At 71.2% G+C, this 775-nt stretch carries 1 protein-coding gene; it reads right to left on the bottom strand.

What is annotated here, in order from left to right:
* The coding region (dinB, locus tag HUK84_RS21065; RefSeq protein ID WP_176641909.1) for a DNA polymerase IV at nt 1-775 on the bottom strand (775 nt) is incomplete at both ends.

Raw genomic sequence — 775 nt, 5'->3', positions numbered from 1 at the left:
CAGCGAGTGCGCGCGCCCGGTCTGCCTGAAATCGGCATAGCGGAGTTTCAGGGTGACGGTGCGGCCGGACAATCCACGCCGGGCGCAGGCCTGCCAGACCCGGGCGGACAGATCGTCCAAGGCCGCGGCGGCCTGCGGCCAGTCCCGGATGTCGCGGTCGAATGTCCGTTCGGCCCCCAGCGATTTGCGGGGCCGGTCGGGTTCGACCGGACGGTCGTCCCGTCCGCGCGCGATGCCGTGATAGAAGGCCGCGGCCTTGCCGAAATGCCGGGCCAGGCCGGCCATGTCCCAGGCGCGGAGGTCCAGGCCGGTACGGATGCCCAGCGCGTGCATGCGTGCCGCCGTGGCCGGGCCGATGCCGTGGAAGCGCTCGACCGGCAGCGCCTCGACGAAGCGCGGTCCCATGCGGGGGGTAATCACGTACAGCCCGTCCGGCTTGCGATGGTCGGATGCCAGCTTGGCCAGGAATTTGTTGTAGGACACGCCGGCCGAGGCGGTCAGGCCGGTTTCGGCCCGGATGGCGGCGCGGATGTCCTGGGCGATGGCGGTGGCCGAGGGGCGGGCGACCAGCGGCACGGTGACGTCCAGATAGGCCTCGTCCAGCGAGAGGGGCTGAATCAGTGCGGTATAGCGCGCGAAGATGGCGTGGATCTGCGCCGAGACGGCGCGATAGACGTCGAAGCGCGGCGGCACGAACACCAGGTCGGGGCAGCGGCGCAGGGCGGTGACCGACGGCATGGCCGAGCACACGCCGAAGCGCCTGGCCTCATAGCTG

This window comes from Nguyenibacter vanlangensis, assembly GCF_013376155.1.
Lineage (GTDB): Bacteria > Pseudomonadota > Alphaproteobacteria > Acetobacterales > Acetobacteraceae > Gluconacetobacter > Gluconacetobacter vanlangensis.
Note: the sequence above shows the minus strand (reverse complement) of the source record. Positions and strands in the feature narration are given on the sequence as shown.